This is a genomic window from Sphingomonas sp. Leaf21, from assembly GCF_916858675.1.
In the GTDB taxonomy this organism is placed as follows: domain Bacteria; phylum Pseudomonadota; class Alphaproteobacteria; order Sphingomonadales; family Sphingomonadaceae; genus Sphingomonas.
The window spans coordinates 79,112-95,745 of sequence record NZ_CAKASM010000003.1 but is presented as its reverse complement, the minus strand read 5'-3'; the positions used below and the strand labels follow the sequence as shown (position 1 = coordinate 95,745).

General features: G+C 67.4%; 18 protein-coding genes. 10 read left to right on the top strand and 8 right to left on the bottom strand.

The features are described from left to right. The first annotated feature begins 27 nt into the window (after positions 1-27). Positions 28-1,344, top strand: coding sequence for an adenylosuccinate lyase (gene purB, locus LRP66_RS04455; RefSeq protein ID WP_230481301.1), 1,317 nt, complete (start codon positions 28-30; stop codon positions 1,342-1,344). A gap of 182 nt (positions 1,345-1,526) precedes the next feature. Here purB and LRP66_RS04450 read toward each other — a convergent pair whose 3' ends face one another. Beyond that, positions 1,527-2,039: a thioredoxin family protein gene (locus LRP66_RS04450; protein WP_230481300.1), complete on the bottom strand. Its 513-nt coding sequence runs from the start codon at positions 2,037-2,039 to the stop codon at positions 1,527-1,529. A 151-nt stretch (positions 2,040-2,190) separates the two neighbouring features. Between LRP66_RS04450 and LRP66_RS04445 the strand changes: the two genes are divergently transcribed. Beyond that, the gene (locus tag LRP66_RS04445) at positions 2,191-2,772 is read left to right on the top strand and encodes a DUF6624 domain-containing protein (protein ID WP_230481299.1); all 582 of its coding nucleotides are present in this window, start codon (positions 2,191-2,193) and stop codon (positions 2,770-2,772) included. Between the two features lie 54 nt (positions 2,773-2,826). Here the strand turns inward: LRP66_RS04445 and dnaJ are convergent, their stop codons facing one another. Together dnaJ and dnaK are read right to left on the bottom strand one after the other, a co-directional pair. Continuing rightward, entirely contained in the window at positions 2,827-3,960 is a 1,134-nt protein-coding gene (dnaJ, locus tag LRP66_RS04440; RefSeq protein ID WP_230481298.1) for a molecular chaperone DnaJ, read from the bottom strand. A 175-nt stretch (positions 3,961-4,135) separates the two neighbouring features. Next, a complete protein-coding gene (gene dnaK / locus LRP66_RS04435; RefSeq protein WP_230481297.1) occupies positions 4,136-6,034 on the bottom strand; it encodes a molecular chaperone DnaK in 1,899 nt (632 codons plus the stop codon). Positions 6,035-6,213: 179 nt separating this feature from the next. Here dnaK and LRP66_RS04430 point away from each other — a divergent pair, with 179 nt between their 5' ends. The 3 genes from LRP66_RS04430 (at position 6,214) to LRP66_RS04420 (ending at position 8,534) form a co-directional block, all read left to right on the top strand. Further along, a complete protein-coding gene (locus LRP66_RS04430; RefSeq protein WP_230481296.1) occupies positions 6,214-6,654 on the top strand; it encodes a copper chaperone PCu(A)C in 441 nt (146 codons plus the stop codon). After that, on the top strand, positions 6,651-7,112 hold the full coding sequence (locus tag LRP66_RS04425; protein WP_230481295.1) for a vgr related protein: 462 nt from the start codon (positions 6,651-6,653) through the stop codon (positions 7,110-7,112). Before LRP66_RS04430 ends, LRP66_RS04425 begins: the two co-directional genes overlap by 4 nt. Positions 7,113-7,403: 291 nt before the next feature. Then, positions 7,404-8,534, top strand: a complete 1,131-nt coding sequence (locus tag LRP66_RS04420) for a flagellin N-terminal helical domain-containing protein (protein ID WP_230481294.1) — start codon at positions 7,404-7,406, stop codon at positions 8,532-8,534. A gap of 54 nt (positions 8,535-8,588) precedes the next feature. Here the strand turns inward: LRP66_RS04420 and grpE are convergent, their stop codons facing one another. Both grpE and hrcA read right to left on the bottom strand, forming a co-directional pair. Further along, positions 8,589-9,134 (bottom strand): nucleotide exchange factor GrpE, encoded by a 546-nt coding sequence (gene grpE, locus LRP66_RS04415; RefSeq protein WP_230481293.1) that lies wholly within the window; start codon positions 9,132-9,134, stop codon positions 8,589-8,591. Positions 9,135-9,145: 11 nt separating this feature from the next. Beyond that, complete coding sequence (hrcA, locus tag LRP66_RS04410; RefSeq protein WP_230481292.1) at positions 9,146-10,186, bottom strand: heat-inducible transcriptional repressor HrcA; 1,041 nt, start codon at positions 10,184-10,186, stop codon at positions 9,146-9,148. 219 nt (positions 10,187-10,405) lie between these two features. Between hrcA and rph the strand changes: the two genes are divergently transcribed. Beyond that, positions 10,406-11,122 (top strand): ribonuclease PH, encoded by a 717-nt coding sequence (gene rph, locus LRP66_RS04405; protein WP_230481291.1) that lies wholly within the window; start codon positions 10,406-10,408, stop codon positions 11,120-11,122. Continuing rightward, complete coding sequence (gene rdgB, locus LRP66_RS04400) at positions 11,119-11,745, top strand: RdgB/HAM1 family non-canonical purine NTP pyrophosphatase (protein ID WP_230481290.1); 627 nt, start codon at positions 11,119-11,121, stop codon at positions 11,743-11,745. The genes rph and rdgB overlap by 4 nt, the downstream gene beginning before the upstream one ends. Before the next feature lie 43 nt (positions 11,746-11,788). Here the strand turns inward: rdgB and LRP66_RS04395 are convergent, their stop codons facing one another. Both LRP66_RS04395 and LRP66_RS04390 read right to left on the bottom strand, forming a co-directional pair. Continuing rightward, a complete protein-coding gene (locus LRP66_RS04395) occupies positions 11,789-12,175 on the bottom strand; it encodes a hypothetical protein (RefSeq protein WP_230481289.1) in 387 nt (128 codons plus the stop codon). Between the two features lie 31 nt (positions 12,176-12,206). Then, positions 12,207-12,827, bottom strand: a complete 621-nt coding sequence (locus LRP66_RS04390; RefSeq protein ID WP_329959236.1) for a CAP domain-containing protein — start codon at positions 12,825-12,827, stop codon at positions 12,207-12,209. On the opposite strand from LRP66_RS04390, the gene hemW reads away from it, so the two are divergent. Continuing rightward, positions 12,826-14,028, top strand: coding sequence for a radical SAM family heme chaperone HemW (gene hemW / locus LRP66_RS04385; protein ID WP_230481288.1), 1,203 nt, complete (start codon positions 12,826-12,828; stop codon positions 14,026-14,028). The genes LRP66_RS04390 and hemW overlap by 2 nt on opposite strands. A gap of 47 nt (positions 14,029-14,075) precedes the next feature. Here hemW and LRP66_RS04380 read toward each other — a convergent pair whose 3' ends face one another. Then, positions 14,076-15,308: a penicillin-binding protein activator gene (locus tag LRP66_RS04380; RefSeq protein ID WP_230481287.1), complete on the bottom strand. Its 1,233-nt coding sequence runs from the start codon at positions 15,306-15,308 to the stop codon at positions 14,076-14,078. On the opposite strand from LRP66_RS04380, the gene rsmI reads away from it, so the two are divergent. After that, positions 15,307-16,176 carry a 16S rRNA (cytidine(1402)-2'-O)-methyltransferase gene (gene rsmI, locus LRP66_RS04375; RefSeq protein WP_230481286.1) on the top strand — a complete coding sequence of 290 codons (870 nt, stop codon included), beginning with the start codon at positions 15,307-15,309 and terminating at the stop codon, positions 16,174-16,176. The two genes, LRP66_RS04380 and rsmI, sit on opposite strands and share 2 nt — an antisense overlap. Before the next feature lie 61 nt (positions 16,177-16,237). Beyond that, positions 16,238-16,606 carry an STAS/SEC14 domain-containing protein gene (locus LRP66_RS04370; RefSeq protein WP_230481285.1) on the top strand — a complete coding sequence of 123 codons (369 nt, stop codon included), beginning with the start codon at positions 16,238-16,240 and terminating at the stop codon, positions 16,604-16,606. Positions 16,607-16,634: the final 28 nt, after the last annotated feature.

Here is a 16,634-nt window from a genome sequence, read left to right as displayed (position 1 = left end):
GCCGTTTCCACGACCTGAAGGTGCCCCATGATTCCGCGCTATTCCCGTGCCCCCATGACCCGGATCTGGGATCCGCAGACCCGCTTCCGCATCTGGTTCGAGATCGAGGCGCACGCCACCGACGCGCTCGCCGAACTGGGCGTCGTGCCCAGGCAAGCCGCCGCGCGCATCTGGGAAGCCGACAAGGCCGCCGGGGATTTCGACATCGACCGTATCGATTCGATCGAGGCGGAGACGAAGCACGACGTCATCGCCTTCCTGACCCATGTCGCCGAGCGCACCGGTCCGGAAGCGCGCTTCCTGCATCAGGGCATGACCTCGTCCGACGTACTCGACACCTGCCTGGCGGTGCAGCTCGCGCGCGCCTCCGACATCCTTCTCGAGGATCTTGACGCGCTGCTCGCCGTCATCAAGCGCCGCGCGCTGGAGCACAAGCTGACGCCGACCATCGGGCGCAGCCATGGCATCCATGCGGAGCCGGTGACGTTCGGCCTGAAACTGGCCCAGGCCTATGCCGAGTTCGACCGCAACCGTGCCCGCCTGGTCGCGGCGCGCGCCGATATCGCCACCTGCGCCATCTCGGGCGCGGTCGGCACCTTCGCCAATATCGACCCGCGCGTCGAAGCCCATGTCGCCGAGAAGATGGGCCTGACCGTCGAGCCCGTCTCGACCCAGGTCATCCCGCGCGATCGCCATGCGATGTTCTTCGCCACGCTGGGCGTCATCGCCAGCTCGATCGAGCGCCTGGCGACCGAGGTGCGCCACCTGCAACGTACCGAGGTGCTGGAAGCGGAGGAATATTTCTCGCCCGGCCAGAAGGGTTCGTCGGCGATGCCGCACAAGCGCAATCCGGTGCTGACCGAGAACCTGACCGGCCTGGCCCGTATGGTACGCGGTTACGTGACCCCGGCGCTGGAGAATGTCGCGCTATGGCATGAGCGCGACATCAGCCATTCCTCGGTCGAGCGCTATATCGGCCCCGACGCAACCATCACGCTCGACTTCGCGCTGGCCCGCCTGACGGGCGTGATCGACAAGCTGGTCGTCTATCCGGCACGGATGGAGAAGAACCTCAACAAGATGGGCGGCCTGGTCCATTCGCAGCGCGTCCTGCTGGCCCTGACCCAGGCGGGCGTAAGCCGCGAAGACAGCTATCGGCTGGTCCAGCGCAATGCGATGAAGGTGTGGGAGTCGGACGGCGAACTGTCGCTGATGGAGTTGCTCAAGGCCGATGCGGACGTGACCGCCGCGCTGTCGCCGGAAGAGATCGAGGCGCGGTTCGACCTCGATTATCATTACAAGAATGTCGACACGATCTTCGCGCGGGTGTTCGGCGACGCGTGATGGATGGGGGGAGTCCCATCGGCGCCGTTAGTGCCGCTGGGGACTCCCCTCCCCCAACTCCTCCCGCCCGCGGGAGAGGAGCTATGTGGGGAAGCGGTTGTCCACCTTCTCTCCCCTCCCGCAGGCGGGAGGGGTTGGGGGAGGGAACGCCCGACGTCACCGGGCCGGAAGGCTGATGCGGCTCACCCCACCCAACCGGCCAACCAGTCCGCCACCGCCTGCGGCGTCATCGCCCGCGCATCGGCCAGCGCCGTCTCACGGCCCGCATTGACCAGCGTGTTGGTCTTCGGATCGACGATCAGCACGGCGGGCACCCCCTGCAAACGGCCCTTAATGCCGTAGGACGCCGGGATATCCATATTCTGGTCGAACCGGCCGACATCGACCGTCACCACCTCGAAATGCTTCGCGACGAAGGGGCGCATCTGGGGCGTTTCCATCACCCCTGCCAGCAGGCGGCAGTCCAGGCACCAGTTACCGCCCAGATCGATCAGCACGCGCTTGTGCGCCTTCACCGCCCGCGCCCGCGCCGCCGCGATCTCCGCCTTGGCGTTCCCCGCATGGTAGGGAAGCGGCAGCGGCTTGGCCAAGGCCTCGAAGCTCGCGACGCCGATGCGCGGGGCGGACACGGGCGCGGCGGCGGGGAGCGTAACGGACGCGGCGATCAGGGACAGGGCAAGCAGCCGGGGGATCATATCGTCTTCCTTCCATCGGACACCGCCAATGGACCTGCAAAACCCGCTTTTGGCAAGCAAGCGATGCCCCGCGCATCGCAACTTTGCCTTGCTCTTGCGGGCAGCGTTTTCAAATGCAACTCATGCTGCCTCTGCAAAAGGGGACGGGGCAATGCGGATAGCATGGTGGATCGTGGTGGCGAGCATGGCCCTCGGCCCGGCGCAACTGTCGGCACAGGCTCCGGCATCGCAGGACAATCGCGAATTGACCGCGATGTTCGATGCGGATCAGGCGATCCGGGCCACCATCGATCCGGCCAAGCCGATCGACATGATGGCGATCCGACGCATGATCGCAGAGGACGCCGCACGCCGGGTCGAAGCCCGGACCATGCTGGCACAAGGGCGGATCATCACCGCCGAGGATTATTACCACGCCGCCTTCATCTTCCAGCATGGCTCGGACGCCGCGGACTATCTGCTCGCCCATTCTCTGGCGATCGCGGCGGTGGCGCGTGGCAAGGCCGAATCGAGCTGGATCGCGGCGGCCACGCTCGACCGCTATCTGATGAAGATCGGACAGCCGCAAATCTATGGCACGCAATATAGCCAGTCGAAGGAAACCGGGCCGACTATGGATCCCTATGATCGCACGTTGATCCCGGACAGCCTGCGACAGGCACTGGGGGTGCCGGTACAGTCGGAGCAGGTCAGGAAGCTGGATCGGATGAAGGCCGCCAGCACCAAGCCCTGAACGGGAGGGCGTGTCACCGGCGCCCTTCCCGACACTCCACGGTCCGGGTGCGAATCACTCCCCCGCGAACACGCTCTTCAACTTGGCGAAGAAGCCCTGGCTTTCGGGACACTCGTCGCCCGTCTCGGTCTCGCGGAACAGTTCGAGCAGTTCGCGCTGGCGGGTGGACAGGCGGGTGGGCGTCTCCACCTCGATCTGGATGACCAGGTCGCCGGTGCCGCGCCCCTGGAGCACGGGCATACCCGCGCCGCGCTGGCGGAGCTGCTTGCCCGACTGGATGCCCGCCGGAATCTTGATGTCGTGCGTGCGACCGTCGAGACCGGGTATCGACAGCGAGCCGCCAAGCGCCGCCGTGGTGAAGCTGATCGGCGCGCGCGCGAACAGCGTCGTGCCCTCGCGCTCGAAGATCGCGTGCCGCTTCACGTGCAGGAAGATGTAGAGGTCACCCGCAGGTGCGCCGCGCGCGCCCGCCTCGCCTTCGCCGGACAGGCGGATGCGGGTGCCCTCGTCGACGCCCGCAGGCACGTTGACCGACAGCGTCTTGGTCTTCTCGACCCGGCCGTCGCCCCGACAGTCGGGGCAGGGATCGGCGATGATCTGCCCTGCACCCTGACAGACCGGGCAGGTCCGCTCGACCACGAAAAAGCCCTGCTGCGCGCGCACCTTGCCATGGCCGCCGCACTGCTGGCAGGTCTTGGCGCTGGTCCCCGCCTTGGCGCCCGAGCCATCGCAGGTGTCACAGGCCGCCGAAACATCGACGGTGATCTCGGTCTGCTTGCCATGGAACGCTTCCTCGAGCGTGATTTCCATGTCGTAGCGCAGGTCCGCGCCGCGCCGGGGCGCCTGTCGCCCACCGCCGCCACGCCCGCCGCCCATGAATTCGCCGAAGACGCTTTCGAAAATGTCGGAAAAGGCGCCGAAATCCTGTGCCCCGCCGCCACCACCGCCGCCCATGCCCTGCTGGAAGGCGGCATGGCCGTAGCGGTCATAGGCCGCGCGCTTCTGGGGATCCTTCAGGCAGTCATAGGCTTCGCTGATCGCCTTGAACTTGGCCTCCGAGTCCTTGCAGCCCGCGTTGCGGTCCGGGTGGTACTGCATGGCCAGCTTGCGGTAGCGCGACTTGATCGTCGCATCGTCCGCCGTGCGCTCGCATTCGAGCAGCTCATAATAATCGATCGTCGTGCTCATGCCCGGTCTCGCCCCGTCCGCCCGTGCGCGCCTCGCTGGCCGACCGCGCCATCAGGCCGGACGGAGCGACACCGCGAAGCGCTTCGTCATGGGCCCCGGCCATATTCGCCGGGGCGGTATTCCAACACCAAAGGCCATGGCCCGACCCACCCGAAGGCAGGCCAGGCCAAGCGCCTTACTTGGACTCGTCGACTTCCGAGAATTCGGCGTCGACAACATCGTCCTGCTTCGGCGCACCAGCGTCGGCAGCGGGCGAGGCCTCGGCCTGCTGCTGCTTTTCGTAGATCGCCTGGCCCAGCTTCATCGCGACCTGGGCAAGGGCCTGCGCCTTTTCGTTCATCGTGTCGGGATCACCACCCTCGACCGCGGTCTTGGTTTCCGCCACGGCCGCCTCGATCTCCGACTTCAGCGACGCGTCGACCTTGTCGCCATTGTCGGCCAGCTGACGCTCGGTGGTGTGGATCAGCGACTCGGCGTTGTTCTTCGCCTCGGCGCCCGCACGACGCTTCTTGTCCTCCTCGGCGAACTTCTCCGCGTCGCGGACCATCTGGTCGATGTCGTTGTCCGACAGGCCGCCCGACGCCTGGATGCGGATCTGCTGCTCCTTGCCGGTGCCCTTGTCCTTGGCCGAGACGTTGACGATGCCGTTGGCGTCGATGTCGAACGTGACCTCGATCTGCGGCACGCCGCGCGGCGCCGGGGGAATGCCGACGAGGTCGAACTGGCCCAGGATCTTGTTGTCCGCCGCCATCTCGCGCTCGCCCTGGAAGACCCGGATCGTCACCGCATTCTGGTTGTCGTCGGCGGTCGAATAGACCTGGCTCTTCTTGGTCGGGATCGTCGTGTTGCGGTCGATCATCTTGGTCATGATGCCGCCCAGCGTCTCGATACCCAGCGACAGCGGGGTGACGTCGAGCAGCAGCACGTCCTTGACGTCGCCCTGCAACACGCCCGCCTGGATCGCCGCGCCCATGGCGACGACCTCGTCCGGGTTCACGCCGGTGTGCGGTTCCTTGCCGAAGAAGTTCTTCACCACCTCACGGACGCGCGGCATACGGGTCATGCCGCCCACCAGCACCACGTCGGCGATCTCGTCGGCCTTCATGCCCGCATCGGCCAGCGCCTTCTTGCAGGGCTCCAGCGTGCGCTGGATCAGATCCTCGACCAGACGCTCCAGGTCGGCGCGCGTGATCGTCTTCACCAGATGCTTCGGGCCGTTCTGGTCGGCGGTGATGAAGGGCAGGTTGACCTCGGTCGACTGGGCCGAGGACAGCTCGATCTTCGCCTTTTCGGCCGCTTCCTTCAGGCGCTGGAGCGCCAGCTTGTCCTTGGTGAGGTCGATGCCCTCGTCCTTCTGGAAACCCGACGCCAGGAAGTCGACGATCTTGTTGTCGAAGTCCTCGCCGCCCAGGAAGGTGTCGCCATTGGTCGCCTTCACCTCGAACACGCCGTCGCCGATCTCGAGGATCGAGATGTCGAAGGTGCCGCCGCCAAGGTCATAGACCGCGATCGTCTTGCCGTCCTGCTTCTCCAGGCCGTACGCCAGAGCGGCCGCCGTCGGCTCGTTGATGATGCGCAGCACTTCGAGGCCGGCGATCTGGCCGGCGTCCTTGGTCGCCTGGCGCTGCGCGTCGTTGAAATAGGCCGGAACCGTGATGACCGCCTGGGTCACCGTCTCGCCGAGATAGGATTCGGCGGTTTCCTTCATCTTCTGCAGCGTGAAGGCCGAGATCTGCGACGGGCTGTAATCCTTGCCGCCCGCATTGACCCACGCGTCCCCGTTCGGACCACGCGCGATCGCATAGGGAACCAGCTCGGTGTCCTTCTTGGTGACGGGATCGTCGAAGCGGCGGCCGATCAGGCGCTTCACCGCGAAGATGGTGTTGTCGGGATTGGTCACCGCCTGACGCTTGGCGGGCTGGCCGATCAGGCGCTCGCCATCCTTGGCGAAGGCGACGATCGACGGCGTGGTGCGCGCGCCTTCCGCGTTTTCGATGACCTTGGGCTTGCCACCCTCCATGACAGCGACGCAGCTGTTGGTGGTGCCGAGGTCGATGCCGATCACTTTTGCCATAAGTCTCTAAATGCCCCTCAAGAACATAGTCCGGAAGTCAGATGCCGGGGTCGTCCGGTCCCGAAAGCGGCGACCCGAAAACCCCGTTCACTCGCCGGATATAGGTGGGCGATCCGTTGCCGCAAGATTGGATGGAACCTAGGGTCGTTTCGGGATTTGCCGAAACGGGAGGGATTGTCATGCGCCGCGCCATTTTTCCGGGCCTTTGCGCGCTCGCCGGGGCACTCGCCCTGACGGGCTGCTCGTCGAGGCCGGAGCTGTCGAGCGAAGAGGGCTGGGTCCGCCTCGCCGCCGTACCGGGACGCCCGGCGGCCGCCTATTTCGTCATCCACGGCGGTCCGACCCCGCTGAACCTGATCTCGGTCGGCAGCGACGTCGCCATCACTTCCGAGATGCACGAGGGCGGCATGGCGATGCGCAAGGTGGACAGCGTGCCGATCCCCGCCGGTGCGACCGTCAGCTTTCAGCCCGGCGGGCGGCATGTCATGCTCTACGACATGAATCCGGGGGTGAAGCCGGGGCGCATCCTGTCACTGCTGCTGACCTTCTCCGACGGCACGCGGCTGCGCCAGGGCGCACGGGTGATCGGCGCGGGCAATCCGGCGCCCGACGCGTCGTGACCAGGCGTTCGCTCACCGATGCCGAGGAAACGCTGGCGCGTTCGGTCTTCGGGGACGCCATCGACTATGACCGGGTGCGGCTGTCGCCCACCAAATGGGCCTTTTTCCAACCGCGCGATACGGTGATGGCGCCGACGGGCTGCATCCACTTCCATCCGAAGGGCGGCTTGTGGCGCGAGGATTTCGGCGGCTGCCCGCTCCACGAACAGGGGCTGTTCGTGCATGAGATGGTGCATATCTGGCAACACCAGCAGGGCATTTTCCTGCCGCTCAAACGCCATCCCTTTTGCCGTTACAGCTACGCCATGAAGCCGGGACAGGCGTTCCGCCGCTACGGCCTCGAACAGCAGGCGGAGATCGTCCGTCACGCGTTCCTGTTGAAACGCGGCGCTGTCGTCGCGGGCGCGCCGCCGCTGGCGCAATATGAGACGTTAGTGCCGTTTCGGGGGACAGGCTGAGGCCGTCTCGCTTGCGGCCGGGCCCTCCCCCATCCCCTGCCGCCTGCGGGAGGGGCGTGCCCGCCGCGATGTCACGCGCACCTCCGATGCGATGCCCCGCGCCCACCACAAGCACGCCCCTCCCGCAAGCGGGAGGGGATGGGGGAGGGAAAGCGGCGCGCCCCCGCCCCTCGCAACGGCATCCCACTACAAACACCGGGAAAAACCCGGATGGCCCCGCCATGGTTAATCCTCCCATAGCCATGTGATCGCGCGCGCCGGTCGCGTGCTCGTCTGGGGATGGGAGTAACCATGACGGTCATCAACACGAACGGCGCCGCGCTACGCGCCATGGCTGCCACCCAACGCTCAAGCCATGAGTTGGGTGAGGCCATGGCGCGGCTTTCGACGGGGCAGCGGATCAACACCGCCAAGGACGACGCCGCCGGGCTGGCGATCAGCAGCGCGATGACCGCGCAGATTCGCGGCATGTCGCAGGGCATCCGCAACGCCATGGACGGCGTCTCGCTGGTCCAGACCGCCGACGGCGTGCTCGGCGAGGTGTCCAACATGATCCAGCGCGTGCGCGAACTGGCGGTACAGGCGGGGTCGGGAACCTATAGCGCCAACGACCGCGCCGCCCTGCAGCTGGAGGTCACCGCACTGGCGACGCAGATCGAACAGACGATGCGCAACGCCTCGTTCAACGGCGTGGCGCTGTTCAACAACAACGCCCCCATCTACGACAGGGACAACACACTGGTCGATGCCAGCATCACGCTGAACATCCAGGCCGGGCCGAATGTCGACGACACCATCCCCGTCGCCATCCCGCCGATCGCGACCCATTATATCCGCGACGATATCGGCTATTACTGGTCATCGGGCTACAATGCGCGCCTGACCCCGCCGCAGCCCTATGACCCGTCGACCAACAATGTCCGGTCGCATCTGGTGACGTTCGACGACTATATGGCGGGCGGCAGGATCGCGGGTGCGGATATCGACCGCGCCGATATCGGGCGCATCGTCTATGAACGGCCGGGCGATCAATGGTATGATCCCAATGGCGCGACCTACAACAGCGGTTACAGCTTCGACGATTATCTCAAGCGCCGCGAATTCGCGCTGCCCGATGAACTGAACGTCACCAATCGCTATCGCACCGACAATACGCTGAAGCGCGCCGACGAACTGCTCGGCACGGTGGCGCGCGTGCGGGGACAGCTCGGCGCGACGGGCAACCGGCTGGAATCAGCGGTTAGCACCCTGACCAGCGGATCGACGAACCTGTCGGAGGCGCGTTCGCGCATCGCCGATACCGATTATTCGGAGGAGACGGTCAAGCTCGCCCGCGCGCAGATCCTGTCCCAGGCATCGACCGCGATGCTGTCCCAGGCCAATCGCAGCCAGCAGGACGTGCTGAAACTGCTCGGCCAATAGAAAAGGGCGGCCCCGAAGGACCGCCCTTTCCATTTTCGCGTCGCAAGAGCCGGATCAGTCCGGCTTCTTCGCAACCGCCACCAGCGCGGGACGCAGCAGACGGTCCTTGATCATGTAACCCGATTGCATCTCCTGCACGATCGTGCCCGGTTCCTGGTCGGAGGGCATCTCGATCATCGCCTGATGCTTGTTGGGGTCCAGCGCCTGACCCATCGCCTCGATCTTGGTGATGCCGTGGCGGCCCAGCACGCTATCCAGTTCGCGACCCGTGGCGTCGAGACCGGTGACCAGCCCCTTCCACTTGTCGTCGGTGCGCAGGTCGGCGGGGATCGCCGCCAGCGCACGCTGGAGATTGTCGGCGACCGACAGCACGTCGCGCGCGAACGAGGTCGCGGCATAGTTGCGCGCATCGGCCGCTTCCTTCTCGGCGCGGCGGCGGACATTCTGGTTCTCGGCCTGGGCGTAGAGATATTGCTGCTTCGCCTCGGCCAGCTGGTTCTCCAGCTCGGCCAGACGGTCCTGACCGGCCACTTCGGGCGCGGCCTCCGCGGTTTCCTCGCGCAGATCGGTCTCGGTTTCGTTCGTCCTGTTGTCGCTCATCATAATCCCTGTCAGCCCATCATTCGGGCAAGCGTTGCCGCCGTGAAATCCACCATGGGCACGACGCGGGCATAGTTCAACCGCGTCGGCCCGATTACGCCGACCACACCGACCACCTGGCCGTCCAGGCCGCGAAAGGGTCGGGCGATCACCGACGAACCGGACAGCGCGAACAATTTGTTCTCCGCGCCGATGAAGATGCGGGTCGAATCGCCCGCCCGCGCCGAATCGAGCAGGTGCGCGATCTCCTGCTTGCCCTCCAGATCGTCGAGCAGATCGCGGACCCGTTCCAGATCGGCGGCGGCGGCGGCGTCGATCAGCCGCCCCTGCCCCCGCACGATCAGGATCGGGCGGCGCTCGCCATCCTCGCTCCAGATCGCCAGCCCCTGTTCGACCAGCGCCCGCGCGGCCCCGTCGAGCGCATCGCGCCCGGCCGCGAGTTCCCGCTCCAGCCGCTCGCGCGCCTGCCCCAGCGTGAGCCCGGCGAGCGTCGCGGACAAATAATTGCCCGCCTCGACCAACGCCGAGGGCGTCATGCCGGATGGCAGTTCGAGCACCCGATTCTCCACCGCGCCGTCCTCCGCCACCAGCACGGCGAGCGCCTGGGCCGGGGAAATCGGCACGAAGCCGATCGAGCGAAGTTTCATCTCGCGCTTGGGCACCATGACGAGGCCCGCGCAGGCCGACAGGCCCGACAGCACCGCCGTCGTCGCCGCCAGCGCCTCCTCGACCGGGCCCGAGCGCGCCGCGCGCGCCTCGATCGCGGCGCGTTCCTGTGCGCTGGGCTCCATCGCATGCATCATGCCATCGACGAACAGCCGCAACCCCATATCGGTCGGCATCCGCCCGGCGCTGGTGTGCGGCGCCGCCAGCAGCCCGCGCTCCTCCAATTCCTGCAGGACGTTGCGGATCGAGGCGGGCGAGAGGTTGATCCCCGACAGCGCGATCGTCTTCGACCCCACCGGCTGCCCGCTGGTCAGATAGCTGTCGACCACCACACGAAAGATATCGCGCGCCCGGTCGGTCAGTTCGGTGATCGGTGGGGTGACCATTCGGCAAATGTAGGCATCACCCCGCACCGGCTCAAGCGATCGGGAGACAACCGACTTCTTCTCTGCGTCCTCTGCGCCTCTGCGCGCAAAAAGAAGATTGGCTCACGCGGAGACGCGGAGGGGACGCGGAGAAGAAGAGTGTCTTCGGATCGCCGCCTTGGTCTCTGGCGCTAATCGCGGGGGGCGGTTAGGGCTGGGTCAAGGAACAAGGAGAAGACTATGCGCCCGTCCGGCCGGATGCCCGACCAGATGCGTCCCATCACCATCGAGCCGAACTTCACCCGCCACGCCGAAGGATCGGTACTGATCGGGTTCGGCGATACCAAAGTGCTCGTCACCGCCAGCGTCGAGGAGCGCGTGCCCCCCTTCCTGCGCGGCAAGGGCGAGGGCTGGGTGACGGCCGAGTACGGGATGCTCCCCCGCGCCACCCACACGCGCGGCAGCCGTGAGGCCGCCAAGGGCAAGCAATCGGGCCGCACCCAGGAGATCCAGCGGCTGATCGGCCGATCCTTACGCGCCGTCTGCGACCTGAAGGCGCTGGGCGAGCGGCAGATCACGCTCGACTGCGACGTGATCCAGGCCGATGGCGGCACCCGCACCGCCGCCATCTCGGGTGCCTGGGTCGCGCTGCGCATCGCGGTGAACAAGCTGCTGGCCGAAGGCAGGCTGACCGCCGACCCGATCCGCAACAAGGTCGCCGCCGTGTCGTGCGGCATCCACCAGGGCACGCCCGTCCTCGACCTCGATTATATCGAGGATTCGGCCGCCGATGCCGACGCCAATTTCGTGCTGATCGAGAACGGCCACATCGCCGAGGTCCAGGCGACCGCCGAGCACGCCACCTATGACGAAGAGGCGCTGCTCCGCCTGCTCCGCCTCGCGCGGATGGGCTGCACCGAGATCTATGCCGCGCAAGAGCGGGCGGTTCGCGCATGAGCGGCGAAGGAAACGGGCGCCAGGCGATCCGCAAGCTCCAGCCCGGCAAGCTGGTGCTGGCCAGCCACAACAAGGGCAAGATCGTCGAATTCCGCGAACTGCTCGCGCCCTATGGCATGGAGGTGATCGCGGCGGGCGACCTCGACCTGCCCGAGCCCGAGGAGACGGGCACGACCTTCGTCGCGAATGCCGAGCTGAAGGCGCTGGCCGCCGCCGACCTGTCGGGTCTGCCCGCGCTCGCCGACGATAGCGGCTTGTGCGTCGAGGCGCTCGGCGGCGATCCGGGCCTGTTCTCGGCGCGTTGGGCGGGGCCGGACAAGGACTTCGCCATGGCGATGCGCGCGGTCGAGGATCGGCTGACCGAAGAACCCGACATGGCGCGGTCGGCGCATTTCATCTGCGCGCTCGCGATCGGCTGGCCCGATGGTCATGTCGAATGGTTCGAGGGGCGCGTCGACGGGACGATCGTGTGGCCGCCACGCGGCGAGAAGGGCCATGGCTATGACCCGATCTTCCAGCCGATCGGCGGCAACGAGACCTTCGCCGAAATGGATCAGGACGAAAAGAACCGCATCAGCCACCGCGCCGATGCGTTCGGACAGCTGGTGAAGGCGGTGTTCTGATTGCCCATCCCTCCCCAAGCGCGCTTGGGGAGGGGACACGCGGTTACCGCTTGGCCAGCCGCTTCTGGTTCGCCGTCACCGCCTTGTGAACCGGCGTCATCGCCTGGACCGGCATCGACGCACCGATCAGCATGGCGCGCGCCATCGTCTCCCAGGCGTCCAGAATGCCGCCACGCGGATCATGGTGCGACAGTTTCGACAGCGCGGCGGAATCGCGGTTCCAAAGCTTGGCCGACTGGTCGAAGGCCTTGACTTTCTCGCTGACCATCAGCGTCATTTCCGCCGCCGACGACGTGCCGTTCGCCATCGCACCCATCCGGGTGGCGATCACGCTCTGCGCGCTCAGCATCGCCTCGCTCGCCATCATCGCGAAGCGCGCGGGGGCGGTCCAGAAGGCGAGCCAGGCCATCGGATCATAGGGATTCGCCATCGGTCATTACCTTCCCGCCGTTCCGCGCGAGTCAGAATGCCCGCTCGCCGACGACGTTGCCGGTCGGGCTATAGCGACAAACGAGGAAGTCGTCGCGCTTGTTGCTCGCCATCGCGCAGCCGACCGCCGTCGACCGCGCCCAGACGATCTGGGTATAGTGCGCCACGTCGCCGAACTGCCCCGTGCGGCTCGCCTGCGGGATGGGCAGGTTGACGAAGTCGCGCTTCTCCGCGACCCAATGCCCCATCATCTCGTCGTAGCGATAGGCGCCGCGCGTTCCGGTCCAGAGGTTTTCGCCTTGCCGGGTCGGGCCCATCGGCTGCTCGGCATGTTGGAAGCGTCCGGTCCGCGCCATCTCCTGCGCGTAGGCCCGCGCGCTCGCCGCCAGCCCTTCGTCCCAGTCCAGCGGCGGCAACCCCACCTCGGCACGCGCCGCGCGGTGGCCGTCCAGCATCGCCTGGCGGAGCAGCCCCGCCCCGCGCGCGGCGGGCGTATCGGACGTCCGCTCCTCCACGACCCGCGCCGGGGCCCGCTCGGCCGAGCCGCCCTGCGCCGAAACCATGGGACCGCATCCCGCCAGCAGCGCGGCGAGAACGGGCAGCGATAAGAGATGGCGAAGTGCGACCATCGCCGCCATATCGTGGCGCATCATGTCCTCCGCAATATCGCCCGTTTCGTCTTCGGCTTCGTCCCCGGCCCGCGCCCCGGCCCTCACCCCGCTGGCGCTCTATGTCCACTGGCCCTTCTGCGTCTCCAAATGCCCCTATTGCGACTTCAACAGCCATGTCCGCGAATCGGTCGATCAGGCGGCCTGGGCAAACGCCCTCCTCGCCGACCTTGCGCATGAGGCGGAGGCGTTGCCCGGACGGCGGCTGACCTCGATCTTCTTCGGTGGCGGCACGCCGTCGCTGATGCCGCCCGCCACCGTCGCCGCGATCCTCGATGCCGCCGAGCGCCATTGGGGCTTTGCCGAGGGGATCGAGATCACGCTGGAGGCCAATCCCTCCTCGGTCGAGGCGGCGCGCTTCGCCGACCTCGCCGCCGCCGGGGTCAATCGCGCGTCGCTGGGCGTGCAGGCGCTGGACGATCAGGCGCTGCATTTCCTCGGCCGCGCGCACGGCGTCGACGAGGCGTTGCGCGCGCTCCAGACGGCCCAGGCGCTGTTCGGCCGGGTCAGCTTCGACCTGATCTACGCCCGTCCCGGCCAGCCATTGGCCGATTGGGAGGCCGAACTGACCCGTGCGCTCGGCTATGGCACCGAACATCTGTCGCTCTACCAGCTGACGATCGAACCCGGCACGCGCTTTCATACCGAGGCGGCCGCCGGGCGGCTCGTCATTCCCGACGGCGACGCCGCCGCCGACCTGTTCGAGACGACGCGGGCGATCACCGCGACCGCCGGTCTGCCCGCCTACGAGACATCCAACCACGCCCGGATCGGTGCCGAGAGCCGCCACAACCTGACCTATTGGCGCTATGGCGACTATGCCGGGATCGGCCCCGGCGCTCATGGCCGACGAGAGGGCGTGGCGACGGCACGGCGCAAGAAGCCCGAGAACTGGATGGCGGCGGTGGACCGCAACGGCCACGGCATCGAAGTCGAGGAAAGCCTTCCCCCCGTCACCCGCGCGACCGAAGCGCTGGTCATGGGCCTTCGCTTGGCCGAAGGCGTCGACCTGAGGCGCGTCACCGCGCTCGCCGATGGCCGCGACATGGTCGACCGTGCGGCGATCGCGACGATGGCGCGGCAAGGATTGGTGCGGTTGGACGATGAGCGGCTGATCGTCACCGACGCGGGCGCGCTGCTACTCGATGCGATCCTGCGCGAAGTGGTGGCGGACCCGTCTTCGTAACCCCCTTCCCTCTGCCCCTTTTCGGGGAAGAGGGAAGGATGCCGCGCCTACCCTCCGAAGCCGGTCGGGGCGGGGGATACGGTGATCGCGGTCCCGTCACGGATCTCCTGAACCTCCAGCGCGCGTTCGGCGACGCCATCGCGACCGAAGCGGAACGCGCCGTCGATCCCCGAGAATCCGTCCGACGCGCGCAGCCGTGCCTCGGGGAAGGCCGCGTTCATCCGCCAGTCGCGCGCGATGCGCACGGTCAGCAGGACCGCGTCGTAGCCCAGGCTCGACAGGCGGTAGGGCGCCGCGCGGAACCGCGCCCGATATTTCGTCGCATATTGGCGGTAGAGCGTATTCGACACGCTGGCGAACCAGGCGCCGTTGAGCGGCGCGCGCGCGGCGATCCCCGATTCGGAATTCCACAATTCGGTGCCGAGCAACCGCGTCGTCGCGCCCGATCCACGCTTCAGCATCGGCGCCGCCGCGGCCGCCGCCGCACCGCCATCGGCGATCAGCACCGCGTCATAGGGCGCCTTCGCGCTCAGCCGCTGCGCCGCCGCCGCGATGCCGTCCGCGACCCGGCCATAGGGCTGGAGCGAGACGACCTGCCCCCCCGCCCCCTCGACCGCGCGAAGGAACGCGGTCGAGGCGCGCTCGCCATACAGGCCGTTGGGCACAAGTCCGGCAAAGGTCGTCACGCCGCGCCCGCGCGCATAATCGACCACCCGGTCGATCGACTGAGCGGGGGTATAGCCCATCAGATAGGTGCCGTTCCCGGCCACGCCCGCGTCGTTGGAGAAGCTGATCACCGGCACCTTGGCGGCGCGCGCGACGGGCGCCACCGCGCGCACATCCTCCGACAGCAGCGGACCGAGGATCAGCTGCGCGCCCTCCGCGATCGCCTTTTGCGCCGCCGCCGCCGCGCCGGGCGTGGTGTCGTAGTTGGTGATTCGGATCGTGTCCGCCTGCGCATCGAGCAACGCCATCATCGTCGCGTTGGCGATCGACTGGCCGACCCCCGCATTGCTGCCCGACAGCGGTACGAGCAGCGCGATGCGATGCCGCGCGGTGTCGCGGGGCAGACCGGGCTCGACGTCGGTCGAAGGACGCTGCGTGGTGGGTTCGGGCCGCGACTGCGGCTGTTCCACCGGCGCGCGCGGGACGATCGTCTGGCACGCCGCCAGCACCAGCGTCGCCGCCAGCGCCACCGCGCGGCCAAGCCGCCTCACCCCCAATTTGGAAGCGCCCGGAATGACGACCCCCGGTTGTACGAACAGCCCTGCCTCTGTCATGACGATCCCCGTGACCCAATCCGAACACACTCTCGAACCCGGGCTGTACATCGTCGCGACCCCGATCGGCAATCTCGGCGATCTGTCGCCGCGTGCCGCCAACATATTGGCAATGGCCGATGTCATCGCGGTGGAGGACAGCCGGGTGACCGCCGGGCTGCTCCGCCATATCGGCGTCAAGCGGCCGATGCAGCCCTATCACGACCATAATGCCGAGCATGTCCGCCCCGGCCTGATCGCGCGCATGGCGACTCAGGCGGTGGCGCTGGTGTCCGACGCGGGCACCCCGCTGATCTCCGATCCCGGTTACAAGCTGGTGCGCGATGCGCGCGCGGCGGGTCATATGGTGGTGACGATCCCCGGCCCCTGCGCCGCGATCGCCGCGCTGACCCTGGCGGGCTTGCCGACCGACCGCTTCCTGTTCCTAGGCTTCCTGCCGACCAAGGAAAAGGCGCGCGCCGACGCGATCGCGGAAATCGCCGCGATTCGCGCCACGCTCGTCCTCTACGAATCGGGGCCGCGCCTGTCCGCGACGCTGACCGCGCTGGCCCGAGGATTGGGCGACCGCGAGGCGGCGGTGACGCGTGAGATCACCAAGAAGTTCGAGGAGGCGGTGACCGGCACCCTCTCCACCCTCGCCGAACGCTATGCCGAGGGTGGCCCGAGGGGCGAGATCGCGATCGTCGTCGCGCCGCCCGGCGAGGCGCCGCCCGCCTCCGATCAGGATGCCGACGCCGCGCTGGCCGAGGCGCTCACCCGCCTGCCGGTCGGACGCGCCGCAAGCGAGGTCGCCAGGGCGCTGGGCCTCGACCGCAAGGCGCTCTACACCCGCGCGCTGGCGATGAAGGACGCGAATTCAGGGAATTAGGTCGTGCCGTTAGCAATTCGGCAAACCTTCGACGCCACATTCCGGCGCGGGGAGTGGGACGATGTACGCGTTTGAATTTCGAGACGACCTGAATCTTCTTGATATCCGCTGGACCGGCCTGTTCACGCCCGATGTCGCGCGCCGCTATGCCCGTGAATTGGTCGATGCGTTTCGCCGCAGCGGCTTTCGTCCCGGCTATCGCCTGCGCATCGACATGTCGGCGATCGGCGTCCAGCCGAAGGATGCGATCATGACCGTGCACGAGGCGCTGAACGGTTTTCCCCGCGCCAGCCGCATCGCGATGATCAACGGCAGCGCGGTCGGGCGGCAGCAGATCCGGCGGCTGATGACCCAGCCCTATCTGCGCGTGTTCGATCCGGCGGAAGACAGCCTGGCCTGGCTGACCGCGCCGGAGGAAGCATTCGCCTGACGCCGGGCGATGGGCTATCGTCCGCTGC